The sequence below is a fragment of the Billgrantia antri genome, assembly GCF_019430905.1.
Lineage (GTDB): Bacteria > Pseudomonadota > Gammaproteobacteria > Pseudomonadales > Halomonadaceae > Halomonas > Halomonas antri.
This window is the reverse complement of record NZ_JAHYCA010000005.1, coordinates 18,255-39,723: the sequence shown is the minus strand read 5'-3', so window position 1 is coordinate 39,723 and position 21,469 is coordinate 18,255. Positions and strand designations below refer to the sequence as shown.

The window sequence follows — 21,469 nt, the reverse complement described above, 5'->3', positions numbered from 1 at the left end:
GCTTGGCGAATCGGCCGCCCTGGACTAACTGAGGAGTACACGATTCATGGCAGTGGGTGAGACACGTTTCCCGGCCATGCCGGTCATCGAAGGGTTGCGTCTGGGAACTGCCATGGCCGGCATCAAGAAGCCAGGACGGCGCGATCTGGTGGTGATCGACATCCCCCAAGGCGCCCGGGTGGCAGGAAGCTTCACCCGCAACGCGTTCTGCGCTGCGCCCGTTACCGTGGCCAAGGCGAACCTGGCAGCCTGCCAATCGCGCGAAGAAGGTGCCCGTCTGCTGGTGATCAATACCGGCAATGCCAATGCCGGCACCGGCGAGATCGGCCTGCGTGACGCCCGGGCGACCTGTGCGGAACTTGCCAGGCTCGCCGGCGTGGCGGAGGACAGCGTGCTGCCGTTCTCCACCGGCGTGATCGGCGAGCCGCTGCCCATGGCGCGGCTGCTGGGCGGGTTACCGTCGGCGCTGGCGGCGTTGGGGAGTGACGCCGAGGCGTGGCAACAGGCGGGCGAAGGCATCCTGACTACCGATACCCGGCCGAAGGGGGCCAGCGTGACGCTGGAGCTGGGCGAACGCAGGGTGACCATCAACGGCATCAGCAAGGGCTCGGGCATGATCAAGCCCAATATGGCGACCATGCTGGCCTTCGTGGCGACCGATGCCGCCATCGAGCAGGCGTTGCTCGACTCGCTGCTGCGCGAGACGCTGGATCGCTCGTTCAACTGCATTACCGTGGATGGCGACACCTCAACCAATGACGCCTGCGTGTTGATCGCCACCGGCCGTGGCGCCACGGTTGCCAGCGACGAGGAAGTGGCGCTGTTCCGTCATGCCCTGCAGCAGGTCATGACCGAACTGGCACAGGCGATCATTCGCGACGGTGAGGGGGCCACCAAGTTCGTCACGCTTCAGGTGTGCGAGGCGACGAGCCGCCAGGAGGCGCTGGATGTCGCCTTCACGGTGGCACACTCGCCGCTGGTCAAGACCGCGCTGTTTGCCTCCGACGCCAATTGGGGGCGCATTCTGGCGGCGGTGGGACGCGCCCCGGTCGATGACTTCGATGTCGAGCGGGTGACCATCGACCTGGGCGACGTGAGGCTGGTGGAAAAAGGCGGCAGGGCTGCCGGCTATACCGAAGAGCAGGGTAGTCGGGTGATGCGCGAGGAGGAGATCACTATCCGCATCGCGCTGGGCCGAGGCGAGGAGAGCGCCACGGTATGGACCTCCGACCTGTCCCACGATTATGTCAGTATCAATGCCGATTATCGCAGCTAGGCCATCGCAGTTGGACAGGGCCGCGACGCATGAACATCACCTCCGTGCCGCTCGTGACGGTGCGGGGCCAGCGGGTAGGAGTCAATGAACGTAATGGTGAAAAGAAGGGTGCACGTGGCGGCGGCCGCCATCATCAGCAGTGATGGCCAGAAGGCGCTGATCGCCCGCCGTCCCTCCAACGTCGACCATGGCGGCCTGTGGGAGTTTCCGGGCGGCAAGCTGGCACCCTACGAGACGGGGCTGGAGGGGCTCAAGCGTGAGCTTCACGAGGAGCTCGGGGTGGAGATCCGGCGCGCGCAGCCGCTGATTCGTGTTCATCACGAATATCCTGACAAGCACATCCTGCTCGACGTCTGGCAGGTGCATGAGTTCAGCGGCGAGCCATTCGGGCGCGAAGGACAGGCGGTGCGCTGGGTGCCGCTGGACGAGCTGGTCAACTACCCGTTTCCGGCGGCCAACCTGCCGATCCTGCAGGCGGTGATGCTGCCGACCGAGTACCTGATCACTGCCGAGGAGCAGGACGAAGCGGTGTTCGATGCGCACCTGGAGCGGGCGCTGGTGGAAGATCGCGTGCGCCTGGTCCAGTTGCGGGCCAAGTCCCTTGATGAAGCCGCCTACCTGGCGCGTGCCGAGCGCGCCCTGGCGCTTTGCCGCCGGCATGGGGCGCGCCTGTTGCTGAACGCCGAGCCGGAGCTGTTGGATAAGGTCGATGCCGACGGCATCCACCTGACCAGCGAGCGGCTGATGAACCTGGAGCGGCGACCCATTGCCGAGAACAAATGGCTGGCGGCCTCGACCCATGATCGCAAGCAGCTCGGCCAGGCGGCCCGTATCGGCTGTGACTTCGTCACGTTGTCGCCGCTGCGCACCACGCCATCGCATCCCGAGGTGGCGCCGATGGGCTGGCATGACTTCCAGCAGCTGGTGGAACGTGCCGCCATGCCGGTGTTCGCGCTGGGCGGGATGACCCGCTTCGACGCCAACCACGCCCGCGCCGTGGGTGCCCAGGGCATCGCCTCGATCCGCGATTTCTGGAAAGCGCCGGTCGCCTGAGCTCGGCTGTAAACGGAAAAACCCACCGCATGCCTCCGCAGCGGTGGGTTTTTCTTTATCAACCCGAAAAGCCTCTGTGACCTATCTCCGCAGCTGTCCTGGCGACAGGCCTTCGAGGGGGCACGGCAGGATACTCAATCCCTATAGCGCCGGGTCAGGTCACCATAGGCGTCGATACGGCGATCGCGCAGGTAGGGCCAGATGCGCCGTACGTCCTCGCCGCGGCTCATGTCCAGGGTAACCAGCAGGCGTTCGGCCTCGGTGCCGGCGTGGGCCAGCAGCTCGCCCTGAGGGCCGGCGACGAAGCTACCGCCCCAGAAGTCGATACCGTCGCCGACGCCGGAGTGATCCGGTTCGTGGCCGACTCGGTTGGCGACGATTACCGGCAGTCCGTTGGCCACCGCATGGCTGCGCTGGATCAGTGTCCAGGCCTCCTTCTGGCGCGACTTCTCGCCGTCATCGTCGCCGGGACTCCAACCGATGGCGGTAGGGTAGAGCAGTACTTCGGCACCGGCGAGTGCCATCAGGCGCGCCGCTTCCGGATACCACTGATCCCAGCACACCAGCAGCCCCAGCCGGCCCACCGAAGTATCGATGGGCTGGAAGCCCTGCTTGCGGCTGTCGTCCTGATCGCCCGGGGCGAAGTAGAACTTCTCGTAGAAGCCCGGATCGTCGGGAATATGCATCTTGCGATAGACCCCGACCTGACCGCGATCGCGGTCATAGACCACAGCGGTATTGTGGTAGAGGCCCGGGGCGCGGCGCTCGAACAGCGAGCCCACCAGCACGATGCCGAGCTCGGCTGCCAGGGCGGCGAGCCGTTGGCCGGTGGGGCCGTCCAGCGGCTCGGCCAGGTCGAACAGCTCGGTGGCTTCGTACTGGCAGAAGTAGTGCGTGGCATGCAGTTCCTGGAGCATCACCAGTTCGGCCCCGGCGGCGGCCAGCTCGCGTACGCCGGCCTCGCTCTCGGCCAGGCTGCGCTCCTTGTCGGGCCAGGCGGGTTGCTGGACCAGGCCGACCTTGAGGGTGCGGGTCATGGGGTTTCTCCTTGCTGTGTAGCGGCGTTCAGGCTGCCCCGGGGGAGCTGCATGGTCAGACAATGCAAGCTGCCGTGCTGGCGAATCACGCTCAGGCAATCGATCGGCACGATGTCGCGGCCGGGAAAGGCGTCGGCCAGGGCGGACAACGCCCGGCTGTCGGCGGCATCGCCATAGACAGGCACCAGTACCGCGGAGTTCACGATCAGGAAGTTGGCGTAGGTGGCCGGCAGTCGATGACCATCCATCGGGTCGAAGCAAGGCCGTGGCCAGGGTAGCGGTACCAGGCGATAGGGCTCGCCGTTGGCGCGACGAAACGCCTTGAGCTCGGCTTCCATGGCGGCCAGGGCCGGGTAATGCGGGTCGGTTTCATCATCGCAGCGCACGTAGGCGATGGTGGCCGGGTCGCAGAAGCGCGCCAGGGTATCCACGTGACTGTCGGTATCGTCGCCCTCCAGGTGGCCGTTGGCCAGCCACAGCACCCGCTCGACGCCGAAATCGGCCATGAGCAGGGCTTCCACCGCCTGACGGTCGAGCTGCGGATTGCGGTTGGGGTTGAGCAGGCAGGCTTCGGTGGTGAGCAGCGTACCCTCGCCGTCGGTGTCGATGGCGCCGCCTTCGAGCACAATGTCACGGCTCTCGACGGGGCAGGCATAGAGGCCGGCTTCGGCCAGGCGTCGAGTCAACCGGTTGTCGCGCCCGGCCTCGAACTTGCCGCCCCAGCCGGTGAAGATGTAGTCGAGCAGCACGAGGCGGCCGTCGCGCTCGACGGCGATGGGGCCATGGTCCCGGGTCCAGGTGTCGTCGGCATCGACCACCGCCAGCCGCAGGCGCGAGGCCTCGACACCCAGGTGGGCGAAGCGCTGTTCCAGGTGGGTCCGGGTGGCGGTGTCGGGTACGGCGATCAGCACGCTCTGGTAGCGTGCGATGGCGACCGCCAGCGCTTCCATGGTGGCCTCGATGCGTTCGAGCAGAGGCGCCCAATCGCTGGCCGGGCTAGGCCAGGTAAGCTGGACGGCATCCTGAGGGTGCCATTCGGGAAGCAGGCGGTTGGCCATGAGCGGAGCCTCTTTAGTCGCGTCTTAAGACGTTGCCGGGTAGCGAGTCGGCGCAATGTAGGCGCGCATCGACAATCTTGCAAGCATTGGGCAATCCACACGCGCCCGATGCAGCGCGGCGCAAAAAACCGTACCATGGCCCCCTCTGACAAGGAACGCGATGATGCTCGACCGCCTACCACTGTTGATCGGGTTGCGCTATGTGCGCGCCAAGCGCCGCAACCACTTCATTTCCTTTATATCCATGACCTCCATGCTGGGCCTGATGCTAGGCGTCGCGGTGCTGATCCTGGTGCTCTCGGTGATGAACGGCTTCGATTACGAGCTGCGCACCCGCATCCTCGGCATGGTGCCGCACACCAAGATCGAGTCGCGCAGCGGCCTGGTCGAGTGGGAGGCGCTGGCGGAACAGCTGATGCAGCGCGAGAGGGTGATCGGCGCCGCTCCCTATGTCGAGCAGCAGGGCATGTTCTCGGTGGCCGGGCGCAACGAGGGAGCCATGGTAAATGGCATCCATCCCCAATGGGAGGATCGCGTCTCGATCATCGGCAACCATATGCGCCAGGGTAGCCTCGACGATCTGCAGCCGGGCGAGTGGAACGTGGTGCTGGGCTCGCTGCTGGCACGTCACCTGGGTGTCGGTGTAGGAGACCGGGTCACGCTGCTGGTGCCTGAGGCCTCGATTACCCCGGCCGGGGTATTCCCACGCCTCAAGCGCTTCACGGTGAGCGGCATCTTTAGCGTGGGCGCCGACCTCGATGCCAACCTGGCCTACGCCAACATCGAGGACATGCAGACCCTGGCCCGTCTGGGCGACGCGGTAGGCGGACTGCGCCTGGAACTCGACGATCTGTTTGCCGCCGGTGCCGAGACCCGTGCCATCGTCAACCAGCTGGGCAGCGGCTATCGCGGGCTCGACTGGACCTATTCCCATGGCAACCTGTTCCAGGCGATCCAGATGGAGAAACGCATGATTGCGTTGCTGCTCACGGTGATCATCGCCGTGGCTGCCTTCAACATCGTTTCTACCCTGGTGATGGTGGTGACCGACAAGCATGCCGACATTGCCATCCTGCGTACCATCGGCGCGACGCCGCGCTCGATCATGGGCATCTTCGTGGTGCAGGGGCTGGCGATCGGCATCATCGGCATCGCTATCGGCGTTGGCCTGGGCATTCTGCTGGCGCTGACCGTCTCGGACCTGATCGGCTGGGTCGAATCGGTATTCGGTATCCAATTCCTCGATGCCGGGGTCTATTTCATCAGCGATCTACCGTCTCGACTGCACTGGGACGACGTGCGCGACATCGTCGCAGCCGCCTTCGGCCTGACCTTCCTATCCACCCTCTATCCCGCCTGGCGCGCCTCGCGCGTGCAGCCTGCGGAGGTGCTGCGCTATGAGTGATTCGGCTCTCGAAAACCAGCCAAGCCCCGTGCAGCGTACCGCCAGCGGCAAGATAATGCTGGCTTGCCGCGACCTGACCCGCATCTATCGCGAGGGACCGCAAGACGTCACCGTGCTCGATGGCCTCTCGCTCGAGGTGCGTGCGGGGGAGCGGGTCGCCGTGGTGGGCAGCTCGGGATCGGGCAAGACGACGCTGCTCAACTTGCTGGGGGGGCTCGATCGCCCCACGCATGGCGAGGTGAGTATCGCTGGTGAATCGCTGCTCGATCTGGGCGAGGCGGCACTGGGGAAATTCCGCAATCGCCACATCGGTTTCGTTTACCAGTTTCACCATCTGTTGGCGGAGTTCACGGCGCTGGAGAATGCTGCGCTGCCGCTGATCGTGCGTGGTCAGCGCAAGAAAGTCGCCGAGGCCAGGGCGCGCGAGCTGCTGGTCAAGGTAGGCATAGAGCACCGCGCCGACCACAAGCCGGGCGAGCTTTCGGGTGGCGAGCGGCAACGCGTAGCCATTGCCCGGGCGCTGGTGACCGACCCTAGCCTGGTATTGATGGACGAGCCGACCGGCAATCTCGATCAGGCCACCGCGGCCAGCATCCTGGCACTGATGGATGAACTGGCCCGCACCACCGATTGCGCCTTCGTCGTGGTAACCCACGACGCCTCCCTTGCCGCTCACCAGGACCGGGTAATGAGGCTGGATGGAGGGCGCCTCACCGAGCAGGCCTGAGTCCGTTGCCTATTGAGCCCCTGCCAAGGGGCTCATTCGTTCAATGCGCGTCGCCGCAGGCGTCGCTTCTTGGCGCGCTGCTTCCAGCTGCGCGAGACGTGCCATCGCCAAGCCAGGCGTACCAGCAGGTTCGCCAGTAGCGCCAATGCGATGGCCGTTGCCACCGAGCCCAAGGCCAGGGCAGGCAGGATATCGGCCGTGCGCTCGGCGATCCAGCGCGTCGAGATCCTGGTGGGTGCCTCGCGTGCCGGCGTGTCCATCAGCCAGGCGCCGATCCGATAGTTGCCGTAGAAAACCAGCGGCATGGTCAGAGGATTGGTGATCCATACCAGGCCCACCGAGAGCGGCAGGTTGCAACGCAGTATCCAGGCGCCGAACGCTGCCACCGCCATTTGGCAGGGAACCGGCAGCATGGCGCAGAACAACCCCATGGAAAAGGCATTGGCCACGGTGCGCCGGGTGAGTACCCAAAGCCCGGCATCGCTGATCATGCGGCTCATGAAACGCAGCGAGCGCTGGCGTTTGAGCGTTTCGGGATTGGGCATGTAGCGCTGCAGGAATCGGCGCGGCATGTCGGATTGGCTCGCTGCTTCGGGACCCGGGTATTATCCATGTCTGGGAGGAGGGCTGCCATGCCGGGGGCGGAATGCCGCTCAACGGGGCGAGGCTGGCCGGAGGCTGATGAAGGGGAGCAAGGGAGTGCAACTGGGCATGGCGATGCCGCTGGCGGTAGCGGCGCTGGTCGGCGTGGCCTTGGGGCGCTGGGCGCCGCCGGGACTGGTCGAGTTTTGGTTTCTGAGCCTGCTGCTGTTGGTCTCGCGTGGCGAGTGGCGGGCCGCTGCACTGGCAGTTGTGATCGGCCTTGCGGCATCTCAGGTACTGCTGGCCAGAGGTGCCGTGCTGCCCGATGGGCTGCTGCGTGCCGACCTCGCTCTGGAAGGGCGCGTCGAGTCGGTCGAGAAAGAGGGGCGGCTCAGTCGCTTGCTGGTGCGGGTGGGGTCGTGCCAGCCGTTGGACCCCACCAGACTGTCGTGCGACGCCCTGCGCCGGGTGCGGCTGAGCTACTTCGAGGCGCCCGAAATCGAGGCGGGGGAGTCGTGGGCCATGACCGTGCGGTTGCGACCTCCCGCGGGCTTCGCCAACCCCGGCTCCTTTGACTACGGTGCCTGGCTATGGCGCGAGGGTATCCAGGCGACCGGCTACGTACGTCGTGAGCCCGCCGCCGTGCGGCTGGCGACGGCGCCGGTATCGCTGCGCCAGCAAGGCTTCGATTACCTTGGCGCGACGGCACTGTCCCAGCAGGCCCAGCGCTGGCTGGCTGCCCTGACCCTGGGAGCGGGTGAACGGCTCATCCTGGATGACTGGGATCTACTCAACGCTTCGGGCACCACCCATTTGGTAGTGATCTCAGGCCTGCATGTGGGACTGGTGGCGACCTTCACTCTACTCGTCGCCCGCGTTCTGGCCCGACTGGTCATGCCGAGTCGTTGGCGTATGGCAGTTTGGCCATGGTGGCTGGCCGGTGTTGCCGCCATTGGCTACGCCTGGCTGGCGGGCCTGCAGCCGCCGGCCATGCGCGCCATGATCATGACCCTGATAGGGCTGTGGGTAGCCAGCGGGCGGCACGCGCCAGGCCCCTGGCAGGCGTGGTGGCTGGCCCTGGGACTGGTCGTGCTGATCGATCCGCTGTCGGCGTGGCGTCCGGGTCTGTGGTTGTCGTTCCTGGCCGTAGGACTGCTGATCCTGATCTGGCAGGGACGTTCGCGGCCGCGGGGGCTTGCCGGCTGGAGTTGGGGGCTGGTACGCACCCAACTGTTGCTGGCACCGTTGATGGCGGCTGCCGTGCTGCTGGCGTTTGCCCGGCTGGCGCCGGCGGCGCCTCTGGTCAATCTCGTGGCGGTACCGCTGGTCAGCACGGTGTTGGTACCGCTCGGTCTGCTGGGTTGGCTGTTCGCGCCCGTGCCCTACCTCGGTCTTGCCTGCTGGTGGCTATTCGAACACGCGACCCGGCTACTGGTAAGCCTGCTGGAGTTGGCCGTGCAGTACCTGCCGTTGTGGTGGCCTTTGCCGGAGCAGGTCGGGCCGCTGGCCTTGATGCTTGGCCTCATGGCGTTGCTGTGGGCGCTGCCTGGGTTGGTTGGGCCGTTGAGGCTGGGAGCGACGCTGTTACTGGGTCTGGCCATGCTGGGGCTCGCTCCCCCGACTCTTGACGCAGGGATCCTGCGGGTCAGGGTGCAGGATGTCGGTCAGGGCCAGTTGATCGAGCTGCGCAGCGCCAACTATCGTCTGCTCTATGATACCGGGCCCAGCTTCGCCTCGGGATTCGCTCCGCTGAGTGCACTGTGGCCGGCGGGCCAGTATTTCGACGAGGTGATGGTCAGCCACGGGGATCTCGATCATGCCGGCGGCGTTGCCGTGCTGGCCGAGCAACATGTCGTGGGAAGGGTGCTGGCGCCGTCAGGCGAGTCGCTCGGTGTTCCCGCCGAGCCCTGCTTGCGTGGACAGGCCTGGCGACGGGACGGCATTGGCTATCGGGTGCTGTGGCCGCCCGAGGAGGCTGAGCATCTGTCCGACAATGACCGCTCCTGCGTGCTGGAGGTGACGGCCGGCGATGACCGGCTGCTGATCACCGGGGATGTCGGACACGAGATAGAGCGCCTGTTCCTGCTCGACGTGGAGCGGCCGGTCACGCTGCTGGTGGCCGGGCATCATGGCAGCCATGGCAGCTCGGGGCCGCAACTGGTACAGCGGCTCTCACCGCGGCATGTCATCTACAGCGCTGCTCGCCACAGCGCTTTCGGTCATCCTCACGATGAGGTGGTACGGCGCTTTCGGCGGGTCGGTAGCTGCCAATGGAACACCGCCCTGGATGGCGCCGTCACTTTCTGGCTCGGCCATGGAGATCACGCCTCGCCTCAGGGCACGCGTGCCATGCCCTGGCGCCGCGGCGGTGTCGAAGGCGGATGCCATGCGGTAGAATCGCGCCATTGATCGCGACGCCCGTGGTGGGGAAGAGGGGAAGTCGATGGACATAATGGATGCGCTCATCGCCGGCGGCTGGCTGATGGTGCCGCTGTTGGGGTGCTCGCTGCTGGCGACGGTGATCATCATCGAACGCCTCTGGACACTACGTGCCAAGCGCATCGCGCCTTACGGTCTGGGGCAGGAGGTCTGTTCGCTGGTAGCTCGGGGCCAGGTCAATCTCTACTGGCTTGAGGGCCACTCGCCGTTGGGCGGCGTACTGGCAGCCGGGCTGCGCAATGCGCGCCTGGGGCACGAGCAGGTCAGGGCCCGGTTGCAGGAGGCCGCCACCGCCGTGATCCACGACATGGAGCGCTTCCTGAGTCCCCTGGGGACCATCGCCGCCATTACGCCGCTGATCGGCTTGCTGGGTACCGTGGTTGGCATGATAGAGGTGTTCGCTGTGATCGTTTCCGCCGATGGCGCCAGTCGCACCGCTGAACTTGCCGGTGGCATCTCGCGGGCGTTGGTCACCACCGCGGCGGGTCTCACCGTGGCGATCCCGGCGCTGATGTTCCACCGCTATTTCTTGCGCCGGGTCGAAGACATCACCGTGCGCATGGAGGAGCAGGCCGGACAGGTGGTGGAGTTTCTGGCCCACTACCGCGGCGAGCTGGGCTTCAGCGAGCAGCGTGAGGGCGAGCGCTCCGCCAGGGAGGCCGGGGGCTTGTGAAGTTCACGCGCCGTCGCCGCGACCCGGTGGAGGTCAATCTCACGCCGCTCATCGACGTGGTCTTCCTGTTGTTGATCTTCTTCATGGTTTCGACGACTTTCGAAACCCGCCAGGCGCTCGAACTCACGCTTCCCGAGAGCAGCTCGGGAGCGGACCTCCCGGTCTCGCCGGTCACGCTGGTGGTGACCGAGCAGGGGCGCTACCGTCTGGGTCAGCGCCAACTCGCCGCTGCCGAGCTCGGTGAAGCACTCTCCGCCGAGGCCGAGCAGGCCAGACTGCACGGCTTGGTGGTTGAGGCCGATGCCCGGGCGATGCATGCCGATGTGGTGCGGGCGCTCGACCACGCGGGGAGACTCGGCATTCATCAAGTTCGCATCGCCACGCGCGAAGGACAGGCAACACCCATGCAAGCGGAGACACCGTGACTCAAGATCGCAGCCAACACTCGGGCTGGGCCCTTTACAAGCAGTTGCTGGCTTATGTGAAACCGCACTGGGTCAGCATGGCCCTGGCGATCGTCGGCTACGCGCTGTATGCGGCCTCGAGCACGGCCCTGGCCGAGATGATGAAGCGCTTGATCGACGGTATCCAGGATCCGGATGCCGCCTTTCGCCTGATGCTCCCGCTGTTCGTGGTGTTCATGTTCGCGGTCAGGGGGCTCGGCACCTTTCTCGGCACCTACTTCATGAGCAACGTGGCGCGCAACGTGGTACATGCGCTGCGCTGCAACGTGTTCGACCACATGCTGCACCTGCCCGGGCGGTTCTTCGATTCCCACTCCAGCGGGCATCTGATCTCACGGGTCACCTACCACGTCGAACAGGTCACGGGGGCGGCGACCAATGCCATCACCATCCTGCTACGTGAAGGGTTGTTCGTGATTGGACTACTGAGCTACCTGCTGTGGACCAACTGGATGCTGACCCTGCTGTTCCTCGCCGTGACGCCGCTGATCGGCGGCGTGGTGAGCTATGCCAGCAAGCGCTTTCGGCGCATTTCCCAGCGTATCCAGAGTTCCATGGGAGATGTGACCCACGTCGCTTCCGAAGCGCTCACCGGCTATCGGGTAGTGCGTACCCATGGTGCCGAGGCGTACGAAAAGGCGCGCTTCGCAAGGGCCAGCGACTACAACCGCCAGCAAAAGATGAAGGAGGCGTTGACCAAGGCGATCAGCACGCCAATGATCCAGCTGCTGATTGCCGTGTCGCTGGCCATCCTGGTGTGGCTGGCGATGTCGCCGGCGCTGATGGCCAATATGACACCGGGTGAGTTCGTCGCCTTCATCACTGCCGCCTCGCTGATGGCCAAGCCGGTGCGCCAGCTCACCGAGATTAACAGCGAGATTCAGAAGGGGATCGCCGCGGCCGGGGAGCTGTTCGGCCTGATGCGGGTTCCGACCGAGCCTGACGAGGGCACTCTCGAACCCGAGCGACTACGTGGCAGGATCGAGCTGCAAGACGTGCACTTCCGTTACGGCGACGATCAGCCCGAAGTGCTCAAGGGCATTGATATTGCGATCGAGCCCGGCGAAATGGTGGCCATCGTGGGGCGCTCGGGGAGCGGCAAGTCGACCCTGGCGGGTTTGCTGCCGCGCTTCTATCGCCCCACCAGCGGTCGCGTGCTGATCGACGAGGTGCCCATCGATGAATACCGCCTGGCTCCGCTGCGTCGCCAGGTCGCGCTGGTGTCGCAGCAGGTGACTCTGTTCAACGCCAGCATTGCCGACAACATCGCCTATGGCGTGCCGCATGCCGAGCGCAGCGCCATCGAGGCGGCAGCGAAGGCGGCCAATGCCCACGAATTCATCGAGCGGTTGCCCAATGGCTACGACACCATCGTCGGCGACAACGGGGTGATGCTATCCGGCGGGCAGCGCCAGCGACTCGCCATTGCTCGAGCCATCTTCAAGGACTCCCCGCTGCTGATCCTCGACGAGGCGACCTCGGCGCTGGATACCGAGTCGGAGCGCTACATCCAGCAGGCGCTCGAGGTAGTCTGCCAAGGCCGTACCACGCTGGTCATTGCCCACCGGCTCTCCACCATCGAGCGCGCCGATCGCATCCTGGTTATGGAGCAGGGACAGATCGTGGAGCAGGGCAGCCATGCCGAGCTGCTGGGGCATGATGGGGCCTATGCCGCCCTGCACCGCTTGCAGTTCCAGGAAGCTTCGGTGTCATGAACCAGGGGCTGGGTGAACGCTGGCTGCAGGCAGCCTATGACGGCGCCGTCTGGCTCAGGGCGTTACGGCCGCTCGAAGCGGTGTATCGCTGGGTGTTGGCGCGTCGCGCGGCGGCCTATCGCGACGGCCGTCGTCACGCATGGCGTGCGGGTGTGCCGGTGATCGTCGTGGGTAACGTTACCCTGGGCGGTACGGGCAAGTCCCCCCTGGTGGCCTGGCTTGGGCGATACCTGTCCGAGCGGGGTTGGCGGCCGGGCATCGTATCGCGTGGCTATGGCGGCAAGGCGGGGCGAGGCACAGGCTATCCTCTTCGCGTCACGACGCTGACGCCGAGTGCCCAGAGCGGTGACGAGCCGCGCATGCTGGCGCGCCAGACCGGCTTGCCGGTCGTGGTCGACCCCGACCGCCCCCGCGGGGCGCGGGCGCTTCTCGAACTCGGCTGCGATATCATCATCAGCGACGACGGCCTGCAGCACCTGGCGCTGGGGCGCGATATCGAGCTGATCGTAGTGGATGGCCGACGTGGCTTCGGTAACGGGCATTGCCTGCCGGCAGGGCCCCTGCGCGAACCCTTGTCTCGCCTGGACGCCGCCGATGCGGTGTTGATCAATGGTGAGGCGACCTTCGCGCCGCCCGAGGGCGCATATTGCTTTCGTCTGGCACCGTCGAGCTGGCGCGCGCTGAGCGACAATGCGGTTTTCCCGCTGGCGCCAGCGCCCTTCCACGGACCGGTGCATGCGGTGGCGGGGATCGGCAATCCCAGGCGCTTCTTCGACACCTTGCTGGAGCTGGGGATCGAAGCGCAACCGCATGCCTTTCCCGACCATCATCGCTTCACGGCGCAGGACCTGGATTTCGGAGACGATCTCCCGGTGGTGATGACGGCCAAGGATGCCGAAAAGAGCGAAGCCATGGCACTCGATCAGGGCTGGGTGCTCGAGGTCGAGGCCGAGCCCTCGGCGGATTTCCAGGCCTGGCTGGACAGTCGGCTGGCGGGGCTGCGATAACCGAGCGGTAGGCGGGCAAGAGTTGTTATCAGGCGGGGCTCGGCCCCGACAAGGTCGGAAAGAGAGAGGTGAAACGATGGACAAGGAACTGCTGGCCATGCTGGTCTGCCCGCTGTGCAAGGGCAAGCTCAAGTTCGACCGCGAGGCACAGGAGCTGATCTGCCACTACGATGGCCTGGCCTATCCGGTACGCGACGGCATTCCGGTCATGTTGCCCGAGGAGGCGCGCCAACTGGAGGTCGATGAAAAGCTGCCGCCCTCGCCCGGTCGTAGCGGAGAGGCGTGATGGCGACGGATAACGCCTTTGTCGCCGTCATTCCGGCACGCTTCGGCTCCTCGCGCCTGCCGGGCAAGCCACTGCTCGACATTGCCGGCGAGCCGATGGTGGCCCATGTTTGGCACCGGGCCTGCGAGAGCACGGCCAGTCGCGTGGTGGTGGCGACCGACGATACGCGTATTCGTGACGCCCTGCTGCCCTTGGGTGCCGAAGTAGTGATGACGCGGGCCGACCACCCTTCAGGCACCGACCGCCTGGCCGAAGTCGCCGAATTGTTGGGGCTCGCGGACAATGCCGTGCTGGTCAACGTCCAGGGCGATGAGCCGTTGATCCCGCCGAGCCTGATCGACCAGGTTGCCTTGCGGCTCCATGATGATCCGGGTGCTTCCATCGCCACGCTTGCCGAGCCCATTGCCGATGTCGAGGCCTTGTTCAATCCCAATGTGGTCAAGGTGGTGCGTGCGCTCTCGGGGCGCGCGCTCTATTTTTCGCGAGCCCCCATCCCCTGGGATCGCGAGTCGTTCGCAGCGCGTCCGGAGTGGCTCGAGACCGATGCCTGGCTGCGGCATATCGGGCTCTACGCTTATCGTGCCGCGTTCCTGGCCGAGTATCGCGACTGGCATCCCTCCACGCTGGAACAGCTGGAGCAATTGGAGCAGCTTCGGGCGCTGCATCACGGCCATCCCATCCAGGTAGCACTGGCGGCAGAGCCCAACCCGGCCGGTGTCGATACGCTGGAGGACCTGGCGCGCGTCAGAGCCTTGTTGACCGCGAAACCGTAAGCAGCAGGAGGCCCCATGCGCGTTCTCTTCGTCTGTCTCGGCAACATATGCCGTTCACCCACCGCCGAGGGCGTGTTCCGCCGTGAACTCGAAGTGGCCGGGCTGGCCCACCGCGTGGAGATCGACTCCTGCGGCATTGGTGACTGGCACGTAGGCAAAGCGCCGGATACGCGAGCCGCGGCGGCCGCGCGCCGGCGTGGTATCGATCTGAGCGAGCTGCGCGCGCGCCAGCTCGCGGCCGAGGACTTCTCACGCTTCGATTATCTGCTGGCCATGGACCATGACAACCTGGCGGCTCTGCGCCAGCAGTGCCCCGACGGATGCGGGGCCCATATCGGCCTGTTCCTCGACTTCGCCGGTGAGGTCGATCGGCCGGTGCCCGACCCCTACTACGGCGGCGAACAGGGGTTCGAGGAAGTGCTCGACCTGATCGAAGCCGCTTCCCGAGGCCTGGTCGAGGAAATCGCCCAGCGGCTCGAGGAGCTGCGGCATTGAGCGATACCATCCTGGCGTGGCACGACCTGAGCTCGGCCAATACCCTGGGATTGCCGTGCCGCGCCGAGTATTTTGCCGCTCCGACCGCACTCGAGCCGCTGCGCCGACTGCTGGGCCTGGCGGGCACAAGGGAGTGGCCGCTGACCGTGCTGGGCGGAGGCAGCAACCTGATCCTGCCGGCGCGATTGCCGGGGCTGGTGCTTCAACCGGCACTGCACCACTGGTGGCTCGAGCAGAAGGATGACAGCGTGCAGGTGCACGTGGGGGCGGGGGTCGAGTGGCATGCGTTGGTCATGGCATTGGCCGGCCGCGGCCTGTGGGGCATCGAGAACCTTGCCCTGATACCCGGTTCCTGCGGTGCCGCGCCGATCCAGAACATCGGTGCCTACGGCGTTGAACTGTGCGACGTGCTTGAAGCGGTTGACGTCATGTTCGTCGAGGATGGCCGTTGTGCGCGGCTGACGGCGGAGGAGTGCGCCTTCGGCTATCGTGACAGCATCTTCAAGGGCGAACTGGAGGGCAGGGTGGTCGTTACGGGCTTGATCCTGAAGGTGTCACGGAGGCCAACCCCGCGTCTGGCATACGGCGACCTGGCCCAGCGGGTAGGGAGGCGGCCGGAGCCACTCGAAGTGGCCGAGGCGGTGTGTGCCATTCGTCGTGAGAAGCTGCCCGACCCGGCGGTGCTGGGCAACGCCGGAAGTTTTTTCAAGAATCCTGTCGTTGAGCGCCACCAGGCGGCCGCATTGCGCTCGTCATGGCCTGATATGCCGCACTTCGAGCTGTCGGATGGTCGCGTCAAGCTGGCCGCCGGTTGGCTGATCGACCGTTGCGGGCTCAAGGGGTGGCGTGTCGGTCACTTCGCTGTGCATGAGCGTCAGGCACTGGTGCTGGTGCACTTCGGCGGCGGTAGTGCCGAGGAGTTGCTGGCGTTTGCCAGTCAGGTAGCTGCCGAGGTGGAAGCGCATTTTGGCGTCGTATTGGAGCGTGAGCCCCGGCTGGCCTGAAAGCATGTAGAACATTGTCGAGACGACAAGAGGGTATGAACGAAACGGCCCGCGCTGAGAGCGCGGGCCGTTCACTTTTAGCAGGAGGCGTGTTTCAGCCCTGACTGCCTTTCTGTGCTTCTTGCTCGCGGCGGCGGATTTCGCGCGGATCGTTATGCGCACGACGCCGACGGCGGGCAGGAGGCTGCTCGGTTTCGGTTGCCTCGGTCTTGCCCGGCTCGGCAGGCTTGTCCGCCGGCTTGGGCGCCTCGACCTTGGCCTGCTCGGGCTTGGCTTCCGGCTGCGGCTGCTCGGCCTTGGTCGGCTCGGCGGGCTTCTCCGTCGGCTTGGGCGCCTCGACCTTGGCCTGCTCGGGCTTGGCTTCCGGCTTCGGCTGCTCGGCCTTGGTCGGCTCGGCAGGCTTCTCCACCGGCTTGGGCGTCTCGCCCTTGGCCTGGTCGGGCTTGGCTTCCGGCTTCGGCTGCTCGGACTTGGCCGCTTCGGCAGGCTTCTCCACCGGCTTGGGCGCCTCGACCTTGGCCTCCTCGGGCTTGGCTTCCGGCTTCGGCTGCTCGGCCTTGGTCGGCTCGGCAGGCTTCTCCACCGGCTTGGGCGTCTCGCCCTTGGCCTGGTCGGGCTTGGCTTCCGGCTTCGGCTGCTCGGACTTGGCCGCTTCGGCAGGCTTCTCCACCGGCTTGGGCGCCTCGACCTTGGCCTCCTCGGGCTTGGCTTCCGGCTTCGGCTGCTCGGCCTTGGTCGGCTCGGCAGGCTTCTCCGTCGGCTTGGGCGTCTCGCCCTTGGCCTGGTCGGGCTTGGCTTCCGGCTTCGGCTGTTCGGCCTTTACCGGCTCGGCGGGCTTCTCTGCCGGCTTGGGCGCCTCGGCCTGTTCGGGCTTGGCTTCAGGCTTCGGCTGCTCGGCCCTGGTCGGCTCGGCAGGCTTCTCCGCCGGCTTCGGCTGTTCGGCCTTTACCGGCTCGGCGGATTTCTCTGCCGGCACGGGTGCTTCGGCCTTGGCCTGCTCGGTAGCAGGTTCAGCCTGTTCGCTTGCTTGCAAACGCTTCTGCTCTGCTTCGGCCTGCGGGTTGAGGGCATGCTGGCGCGAGCGGTTGCGCGGGTTGTTGCGCGTGCGCTTGGGCTTGCCATCGTCCGCTTTGGCCGGTTCGGCCGCTTGCTCGGTGGGTTTTTCCTGAGGCTCGGTCCTGGGGCGACGGGGGGCGTCGTCGCGGCTGCGCGGCTTATTGCCCTGACGACTCTCTTCACTGGCCTGTGGCTTGTCGGCACGCGCCTGGTTGCGGCCGCGGCCGCCGCGGCCTTCACCGCGGCCGGATGTGTTATCCTGGCGGGCGTCCTGGCGCGAATCGCTGCGGTTACCTTCCTGCTGGCTCTGCTGACGCGCCTGTCCGCGTTGCCCCCGGCCTTCTTCCTGAGGCTCGCTGCGTGGCCGGCGTCGCTGGCGGCCACCGTTGCGCTCGCCGCGCTCTTCATCGCTGCTGCGAGCCTGCGCCGGGCGAGGCGTCGGCTTGCGTGACTCCGCTGGTGCCGCCGGTTCGCTCTCGGTGCCACCGAGCAGCTTGCTGACACCCTTGAACAAGCGGCCGAGTACGCCGACAGCGGGAGTGGCGGGGGCGCTGGCCGGGGGGGTGGCGGGCGGTTGCGGGGTCGGCTCCTGTTGCAGGGAGGCTGGCGCCGGTTCGTTGTGGATTACCGTCTTGACGGCCGCTTCGGTGCGGACGACCGGCTTGGCGATGCTCGTATCCGGCTCCTTGCCGATCTCGGTCTCGACCGACAGCTCGAAGCTGGACTTGTCCTGATCGCCTTCCTCTTCGATATGGTCATCGCGTAGCCGCTGGACGTCGTAGTGCGGCGTATCCATGTCGGGGTTGGGCAGCACCAGTACGCGCACGTCCTGGCGCTTCTCGATGTCGGAGAGTACTGCGCGTTTCTCGTTGAGCAGGTAGGTCGCCACCGGTACCGGCAGGATGGCCCGTATCTGGGCGCTGCGCTCCTTCATCGCCTCTTCTTCGATCAGGCGCATGATCGACAGCGACAGCGAACGCACGTCACGGATGGTGCCCTGGCCGTTGCAGCGCGGGCAGACAACCCCGCTGGTCTCGCCCAGCGACGGCCGCAGGCGCTGACGTGACATCTCCATCAGGCCGAAGCGCGAGATGCGACCGATCTGCACTCGGGCGCGATCGAGCTTGAGCGCATCGCGCATGCGGTTCTCGACCTCGCGCTGGTTGCGCGCCGGACTCATGTCGATAAAGTCGATCACCACCAGGCCGCCAATGTCGCGCAGACGCAGCTGCCGGGCGATCTCGTCGGCTGCCTCGAGATTGGTCTGCAGTGCAGTCTCCTCGATGTCGCTGCCACGGGTGGCACGCGCCGAGTTGATGTCGATGGAAACCAGAGCCTCGGTATGGTCGATGACGATGGAGCCGCCGGAGGGCAGCTTCACTTCGCGTTCATAGGCGGTCTCGATCTGGGATTCGATCTGGAAACGCGAGAACAGCGGAACTTCGTCGGCGTAGAGCTTGATCTTCTGCTGGTACGAGGGCATGACTTGGCGAATGAACGCCAGGGCGCGCTGATGCACCGTCGGGTCATCGATGAGAACTTCGCCGATGTCCTGTCGCAGGTAGTCGCGCATGGCGCGAATGATGACATCGGATTCGCGGTAGATCAGGAACGGTGCGGGGCGTTTGCCGGCCTCCTCGGTGATCGACTCCCATACCTGGACCAGGTAGTTGAGGTCCCACTGAAGCTCCTCGCTGCTGCGGCCGATGCCGGCGGTACGCACGATCACGCCCATTTTCTCCGGCACGCTGAGCTGGCCCATGGCCTCCTTGAGCTGGGTGCGCTCGTCACCTTCGATGCGACGAGAGATGCCGCCGGCGCGCGGATTGTTGGGCATCAGCACTAGGAAGCGGCCGGCCAGGCTGATGAAGGTGGTCAGCGCAGCCCCCTTGTTGCCGCGCTCCTCCTTGTCGACCTGGACGATGACTTCCTGGCCCTCCTTGAGCACTTCCTTGATGCTGGGGCGTCCCGAGGCCTCCTTCAGGAAATACTCGCGGGAGATCTCCTTGAGCGGGAGGAAGCCATGTCGATCGGCCCCGAAGTCGACGAAGGCGGCTTCGAGGGAGGGTTCGACGCGGGTGATCTTGCCGCGATAGATATTGGCTTTCTTTTGCTCCCTGGCACCGGATTCGATGTCCAGGTCATACAGGCGTTGTCCGTCTACCAGCGCGACGCGCAGCTCTTCGGGCTGGGTCGCATTGATGAGCATCCGTTTCATGTTGTCTCGCAAACTGGACGCGCCGGTAGGCTTCGAAGAAGGCGAACCTCTGGGTGCTGCGTGCTTGTGCTCAGCGCATGTCGCGGATGCGCAGTGGCGCCCGATCGTACCGGGTCCCCTCTATGGGTCCGGCACGACATGATCATGTTGAGTACGTGGCGGAGGCAGGACATGTCTCGGTGGGGCTACTCCCATCCGGCCCTGCGGTCACCGCCAGACACCTGGCATTCATCGATTCGCCAACGCCGGCCACCGGCACGATGTGGAACGATTCCCGTGGCCACCGCTCGCCTGTGTCGCGAGTCGGGTCCGGGCGTGGCGTCACTGCTTGTCTTCTTTGCTGCTTCTGTCACTCGTCGGCGGCGTGACCCGTTGCATAGGGGATCGTCGCTGCCCGATTTGTCGCTCCGGCCTGCGTGTCTGTCGTGCAGGCGCCATGGGACCGAAGGGATCCATCCGAGCGAGCTGGCAATATAGCAGTATTGCCCAGGCGCAGCAATTGGCGCAGTGCGTCGCCGAGTGCGTTAGAATGCTGCCGAACAACGGATTTTCAGCAGGAGTGTCATGGCCGAGGGGCGCGACGTACAGTGGGTGGAAGTGGGTGAGGGCCAGTCGGGCCAGCGTGTCGACAACTTCCTGATAACGCGGCTGAAGGGCGTGCCGCGAACGCTGGTTTATCGCATCGTGCGTAAGGGCGAGGTGCGGGTGAACAAGAAGCGGGTGAAGGCCGACTATCGCCTGCAGGTGGGCGACGTGGTGCGCATCCCACCGCTCAAGCTGGCGCCCCGTGAGGCGGTCAAGCAGGTCAGTGACGGCCTGCGCAACCTACTCGCCGGCAGCGTGCTGGTGGAAGGGCCGGGCTGGCTGGTGCTTAATAAGCCTGCGGGTCTTCCGGTACATGGTGGCAGTGGGGTCAAGATCGGCCTGATCGAGGCGCTACGGCAGGTGCGTGAGGACCTCGACTTCCTCGAGCTGGTCCATCGCCTCGATCGCGATACCTCGGGGTGTCTGCTGCTGGCCAAGTCGCGCCCGGCGCTGCTCGCGCTCAACGAGTCGCTCAAGCACCACCAGATGGACAAGCGCTACCTGGCGTTGGTGGCAGGCCGCTGGCCCGCGCGGCGCGAATACGTCAGCGCACGGCTCGATCGCTACGATGCCGGCAACGGCGAGCGTCGGGTGCGCGTGGATGCCGCCGGCAAGGTAGCGCGCACCCGCTTTGCCGTACGCGAGGCCCTGCCCAAGGCGACGTTGATCGATGCCGAGCCGGTGACCGGTCGCACCCACCAGATCCGCGTGCATGCCGCCCACGCCGGCTATCCCTTGCTCGGCGACGACAAGTACGGCTCACGGGAAGGTGAGTCGCTGGCGAGGCATCTCGGCTTGTCGCGCCTGTTCCTGCATGCCGAGTCGCTGACCTTTCCCGAGCCCAGCAGTGGGCGCCCGGTTCAGATCCGCGCCCCGTTGGCTGATGAGCTCGAGGCGGCGCTCAGGCGAGCCCGCGAGTGTCGCTGAGGCGCGGTCTGCCGCGCAGTTCTATCGGAGCCGCTATGCGCTATCGACTGGTAATCTTCGACTGGGACGGCACCCTGATGGATTCCGTCGCTCGTATCGTCGCCTGCATGCAGGCGGCGGCGCGCGATGCTGGCTGGGGGCATCTCGAGGCGGCCGCGGTGCGCGACATCATCGGCTTGGGATTGCCCGAGGCCATCGACCGGCTGTGTCCGGGCATCGATGCCGAGCGCTTCGAACTGCTGCGCAGCCGCTATGCTTACCATTTCGTCGAGGGCAGTCGCACGCCGATGCCGTTTTTTGCCGGCGTCGAGATGGGTATCGCCAGGCTGCGCGAGCTCCCGGCGCGGCGCTTGGCCGTGGCGACCGGCAAGAGTCGGCGAGGTCTCGATCGGGTCTTTCGCGAGAGTGGCTGCGGTCACTGGTTCCATGCCAGCCGCACCGCCGACGAGACCCGCTCCAAGCCGCACCCGCAGATGCTCGAGGAACTGCTGGTCGAGCTGGATGTGCCGGTCGAGGAGGCAGTGATGGTAGGCGATACAGAGTACGACTTGGAGATGGCACGAGCCTTGGGCATGGACCGGGTCGCCGTGACATGGGGCGTGCATGCCCCGCAGCGACTGGCAACGAGCCGCCCCGTCTATACTGCCGAGGCGGTCGAAGCACTGTTCGACTGGTTGGAAAGTTAGCTG

The 21,469-nt window shown here is 65.9% G+C and carries 19 protein-coding genes; 15 read left to right on the top strand and 4 right to left on the bottom strand.

Annotated elements, in window-relative coordinates; translation table 11 throughout:
- Positions 1-46: 46 nt before the first annotated feature.
- Together argJ and KPL81_RS13815 are read left to right on the top strand one after the other, a co-directional pair.
- Positions 47-1,276, top strand: coding sequence for a bifunctional glutamate N-acetyltransferase/amino-acid acetyltransferase ArgJ (gene argJ, locus KPL81_RS13820; RefSeq protein ID WP_219792694.1), 1,230 nt, complete (start codon positions 47-49; stop codon positions 1,274-1,276).
- 93 nt (positions 1,277-1,369) lie between these two features.
- Positions 1,370-2,329, top strand: coding sequence for a Nudix family hydrolase (locus KPL81_RS13815; protein ID WP_219792693.1), 960 nt, complete (start codon positions 1,370-1,372; stop codon positions 2,327-2,329).
- A 134-nt stretch (positions 2,330-2,463) separates the two neighbouring features.
- Here KPL81_RS13815 and KPL81_RS13810 read toward each other — a convergent pair whose 3' ends face one another.
- Positions 2,464-3,366, bottom strand: coding sequence for a carbon-nitrogen hydrolase (locus tag KPL81_RS13810; protein ID WP_209477682.1), 903 nt, complete (start codon positions 3,364-3,366; stop codon positions 2,464-2,466).
- On the bottom strand, positions 3,363-4,424 hold the full coding sequence (locus KPL81_RS13805; RefSeq protein ID WP_219792692.1) for an agmatine deiminase family protein: 1,062 nt from the start codon (positions 4,422-4,424) through the stop codon (positions 3,363-3,365). Before KPL81_RS13805 ends, KPL81_RS13810 begins: the two co-directional genes overlap by 4 nt.
- A 163-nt stretch (positions 4,425-4,587) precedes the next feature.
- On the opposite strand from KPL81_RS13805, the gene KPL81_RS13800 reads away from it, so the two are divergent.
- Together KPL81_RS13800 and KPL81_RS13795 are read left to right on the top strand one after the other, a co-directional pair.
- The gene (locus KPL81_RS13800; RefSeq protein ID WP_209477686.1) at positions 4,588-5,829 is read left to right on the top strand and encodes a lipoprotein-releasing ABC transporter permease subunit; all 1,242 of its coding nucleotides are present in this window, start codon (positions 4,588-4,590) and stop codon (positions 5,827-5,829) included.
- On the top strand, positions 5,822-6,556 hold the full coding sequence (locus KPL81_RS13795; RefSeq protein WP_219792691.1) for an ABC transporter ATP-binding protein: 735 nt from the start codon (positions 5,822-5,824) through the stop codon (positions 6,554-6,556). The genes KPL81_RS13800 and KPL81_RS13795 overlap by 8 nt, the downstream gene beginning before the upstream one ends.
- A 32-nt stretch (positions 6,557-6,588) precedes the next feature.
- On the opposite strand, the gene KPL81_RS13790 is transcribed toward KPL81_RS13795, so the two are convergent.
- Positions 6,589-7,128, bottom strand: a complete 540-nt coding sequence (locus tag KPL81_RS13790; RefSeq protein ID WP_219792690.1) for a DUF2062 domain-containing protein — start codon at positions 7,126-7,128, stop codon at positions 6,589-6,591.
- Between the two features lie 109 nt (positions 7,129-7,237).
- On the opposite strand from KPL81_RS13790, the gene KPL81_RS13785 reads away from it, so the two are divergent.
- From KPL81_RS13785 to murB, 9 genes are all read left to right on the top strand, one after another.
- Positions 7,238-9,547 (top strand): DNA internalization-related competence protein ComEC/Rec2, encoded by a 2,310-nt coding sequence (locus KPL81_RS13785; RefSeq protein ID WP_240549285.1) that lies wholly within the window; start codon positions 7,238-7,240, stop codon positions 9,545-9,547.
- Between the two features lie 34 nt (positions 9,548-9,581).
- Positions 9,582-10,250: a MotA/TolQ/ExbB proton channel family protein gene (locus KPL81_RS13780; RefSeq protein ID WP_219792689.1), complete on the top strand. Its 669-nt coding sequence runs from the start codon at positions 9,582-9,584 to the stop codon at positions 10,248-10,250.
- Entirely contained in the window at positions 10,247-10,675 is a 429-nt protein-coding gene (locus tag KPL81_RS13775; protein ID WP_219792688.1) for an ExbD/TolR family protein, read from the top strand. Before KPL81_RS13780 ends, KPL81_RS13775 begins: the two co-directional genes overlap by 4 nt.
- A complete protein-coding gene (gene msbA / locus KPL81_RS13770) occupies positions 10,672-12,429 on the top strand; it encodes a lipid A export permease/ATP-binding protein MsbA (protein ID WP_219792687.1) in 1,758 nt (585 codons plus the stop codon). Before KPL81_RS13775 ends, msbA begins: the two co-directional genes overlap by 4 nt.
- Entirely contained in the window at positions 12,426-13,436 is a 1,011-nt protein-coding gene (lpxK, locus tag KPL81_RS13765; RefSeq protein ID WP_219792686.1) for a tetraacyldisaccharide 4'-kinase, read from the top strand. The genes msbA and lpxK overlap by 4 nt, the downstream gene beginning before the upstream one ends.
- A 76-nt stretch (positions 13,437-13,512) precedes the next feature.
- Positions 13,513-13,722 (top strand): Trm112 family protein, encoded by a 210-nt coding sequence (locus tag KPL81_RS13760; RefSeq protein ID WP_219792685.1) that lies wholly within the window; start codon positions 13,513-13,515, stop codon positions 13,720-13,722.
- On the top strand, positions 13,722-14,495 hold the full coding sequence (gene kdsB, locus KPL81_RS13755) for a 3-deoxy-manno-octulosonate cytidylyltransferase (protein ID WP_219792684.1): 774 nt from the start codon (positions 13,722-13,724) through the stop codon (positions 14,493-14,495). The genes KPL81_RS13760 and kdsB overlap by 1 nt, the downstream gene beginning before the upstream one ends.
- Before the next feature lie 15 nt (positions 14,496-14,510).
- Entirely contained in the window at positions 14,511-14,990 is a 480-nt protein-coding gene (locus tag KPL81_RS13750) for a low molecular weight protein-tyrosine-phosphatase (RefSeq protein ID WP_209477704.1), read from the top strand.
- Positions 14,987-15,994, top strand: coding sequence for a UDP-N-acetylmuramate dehydrogenase (murB, locus tag KPL81_RS13745; RefSeq protein ID WP_219792683.1), 1,008 nt, complete (start codon positions 14,987-14,989; stop codon positions 15,992-15,994). The genes KPL81_RS13750 and murB overlap by 4 nt, the downstream gene beginning before the upstream one ends.
- A gap of 94 nt (positions 15,995-16,088) precedes the next feature.
- Here murB and rne read toward each other — a convergent pair whose 3' ends face one another.
- A complete protein-coding gene (rne, locus tag KPL81_RS13740) occupies positions 16,089-19,268 on the bottom strand; it encodes a ribonuclease E (RefSeq protein ID WP_219792682.1) in 3,180 nt (1,059 codons plus the stop codon).
- 564 nt (positions 19,269-19,832) lie between these two features.
- Between rne and KPL81_RS13735 the strand changes: the two genes are divergently transcribed.
- Both KPL81_RS13735 and KPL81_RS13730 read left to right on the top strand, forming a co-directional pair.
- On the top strand, positions 19,833-20,780 hold the full coding sequence (locus tag KPL81_RS13735) for an RluA family pseudouridine synthase (RefSeq protein ID WP_219792681.1): 948 nt from the start codon (positions 19,833-19,835) through the stop codon (positions 20,778-20,780).
- Between the two features lie 35 nt (positions 20,781-20,815).
- The gene (locus KPL81_RS13730) at positions 20,816-21,466 is read left to right on the top strand and encodes an HAD-IA family hydrolase (RefSeq protein ID WP_219792680.1); all 651 of its coding nucleotides are present in this window, start codon (positions 20,816-20,818) and stop codon (positions 21,464-21,466) included.
- The last annotated feature ends 3 nt before the right edge of the window (positions 21,467-21,469 follow it).